General features: G+C 36.2%; 3 protein-coding genes. 2 read left to right on the plus strand and 1 reads right to left on the minus strand.

Translation table 11 applies throughout. The annotated features are described in order from the left end of the window. A partial coding sequence (locus AC1DUW_RS25490) for an L-lactate MFS transporter (protein WP_477643787.1) occupies positions 1-978 on the plus strand: 978 nt, incomplete at its 5' end. Positions 979-1,349: 371 nt separating this feature from the next. Here the strand turns inward: AC1DUW_RS25490 and AC1DUW_RS25495 are convergent. Further along, a complete protein-coding gene (locus AC1DUW_RS25495; protein ID WP_053348019.1) occupies positions 1,350-2,066 on the minus strand; it encodes a GntR family transcriptional regulator in 717 nt (238 codons plus the stop codon). A gap of 295 nt (positions 2,067-2,361) precedes the next feature. On the opposite strand from AC1DUW_RS25495, the gene AC1DUW_RS25500 reads away from it, so the two are divergent. Next, the coding region (locus tag AC1DUW_RS25500; protein ID WP_477643788.1) for a PTS sugar transporter subunit IIB at positions 2,362-2,624 on the plus strand (263 nt) is incomplete at its 3' end.

The following is a 2,624-nucleotide window of genomic DNA, read 5'->3' on the forward strand; positions in this document are numbered from 1 at the left end:
GAATCATTGCCTTTACTTTATATTGCATATGGAGTTTTCGGTGGAATCGGACTTGGCGTAGGGTATATCGCCCCTGTATCGACCTTAGTGAAGTGGTTTCCAGATCGTAGGGGGCTAGCGACTGGTCTAGCGATTATGGGCTTTGGATTTGCTGCACTGATTAACTCACCAATCATTCAAAGTTTGATTGGTTCTATTGGAATTGCTAATACCTTTTTTACTCTTGGAACCGCTTACTTTATTATAATGATAGCTTCATCTCTTTACTTGGAGCCCCCGGAGAAAGACTGGCTACCTGATGGGTATAAAGAAAAAATTAAAATGGGAAAAGTGAAGCCATTGCAGGATCTTTCGCAACTAACGGCAAACGAGGCAGTAAAGACAACACGTTTTTATTATCTCTGGCTCATGCTGTTTATTAATATTACCTGTGGGATTGCTATCATTTCAGCAGCATCTCCACTTGCTCAGGAAAGTATTGGATTGAGTGCCGTTGCAGCAGCTGCCCTAGTGGGGGTTCTTGGTGCTTTTAATGGCCTTGGACGTATAGGTTGGGCATCTGTGTCAGATTTCATTGGTCGCCCGAATACGTATACCGTATTTTTTTCCATACAAGTCATCGCATTCCCACTCTTGACATTTACGGATAATCCAGTTGTTTTTCAAATTTTATTAGCAATTATTTATACCTGCTATGGGGGAGGGTTTGCTTCGATTCCAGCGTATATCGGTGATTTGTTCGGAACAAAGCAGTTAGGTGCTATTCATGGGTATATTTTAACGGCATGGGCAGCAGCAGGTCTTGTTGGACCGATGTTCGCTTCATGGATTAGAGAAACAACAGGTAGCTATTCCCAAAGCTTAATCGTTTTCACAGGTTTTTTCGCGGTTGCTTTGATCATCTCTATATTGATTCGCTTGGATATAAAGCGCTTGAAAAATATCAAGACTACCGATATTAAACAAATCGGTGTTTGATAATATCCTGACAAGTCTATTAATTGAATGTATACATCTCCGAAGGATTGAGAAATCATAAATAAGTATGAATTGGAGTTCAGCAATAAACACCTTTTTATATTAAAGCTTTGTAGAATAATCTTGGTAAAGTCTATATTATTAGCCACAGCAATCTTTATAATGATTGCTGTGTTTTTGTATTTGAAAAACCATGATTAAATAAAATATTGAATTAACCTTTTTAAATGAATTAGAGAAAACTTCATATGGCACAATAAATATAGGGAACATTATATTCCTTAGATTTCCTTAGATTAAGAGAATTACATATAAAAAAACGAATTGCCTTATTGAAGCAAGTATCCGTCTTTTTTTAGTGTTTAAATATTTTAATAGTTTCGTTCAATAACAAAGTGTGCACGGTCGCCTCTAAAGAGGGTCTTAGAGAATTCAATAACCGATCCATCATTCTCATATGTGTATGTTTCTAATGAAAAACAGGGTGAACCATTAGGGACTTCTAACTTATCTGAAATGGAGTCATCGGCAAGGGAAAATTCTAAGTGTTCGACTGTTTTTTTTACTTTTAAACTAAACTGTGTTTCAAGAACATTAAAGAGTGATTTTTCACAGGCTTCAATATTCAGCCCAGGCGTTTTGTACCAAGGTAGATAGGCTATTTCATATTGAAGTGGGACATCGTTTACGTAACGCACACGCTCTAGCTTGTTGACAGGATCACCTACGTTTTGCTTGAAAAGATTGGCTAGGGTAGCGTTTGCTTCAATAACCTTTAAGCTTATGACCTTTGTAGAGGGGTTTTTCCCTTGCATCGTGACTTGCTCAGAGAACTTTTCAACCGTGCTTGTAAGAAATTGCTTCACTTTATTTTCCGAAACGAAAGTCCCTTTGCCTTGAACACGATAGATATAGCCTTCGACAGTCAATTGCTGTAAAGCAGTGCGAACTGTTGTCCTGCTTACTCCGTATATTTTACAAAACTCCGCTTCAGTTGGTAATTTTGTATTCGTTTGATATTCGCCGTTTTTTATTAGATCGATAATTGATTCCTTAACTATGGAATGCAATGCCGCTTCTTTATTCATGGTTTCCAAAGTGATTCCTCCTAAACTCTTTCCAATATATACATTAAGATTATCTCGGATAAGTTCAATAATCAACATTAAATAATAAATTTGTAGTAACAAATAAAAATTTGTGTTGATATTTTGTATATTTGTAACTACAATATAAATACAGAGGCAATAATACCCAGTTTAGTAATTATCTTTTAAGGAGAGTGATATGAAAAAGACAAATCATTGGTTAAGCAAAAAATATGTGATTTCATTTATTGTAAAAATACAGAATAATCAATTATTAAAAAGGGGGGTAATTTCAATGAATATCTTATTATGTTGTTCAGCCGGAATGTCTACAAGTTTGCTAGTTACCAAGATGGAAGACAGTGCAAAGAAACAAGGAGTAGATTGTAAAATATGGGCTGTTGGCTCTGCAGAAGTGAACAACGAAATGGATAAGGCTGATGTCATTTTATTAGGTCCACAGGTTCGATATCTTCTTTCTAAGTTACAGGAAGCAGGAAAAGAAAAGGGAATTCCAGTCGCAACCATCAATCCAATGTTCTATGGTCTATGTAATGG

The organism is Peribacillus sp. P4_C12, assembly GCF_056402095.1.

Coding starts and splice junctions, on each gene's coding strand:
- AC1DUW_RS25495 (WP_053348019.1), bottom strand. CDS start 2,066: ATGAATAAAGAAGCGGCATTGCATTCCATAGTTAAGGAATCAATTATC.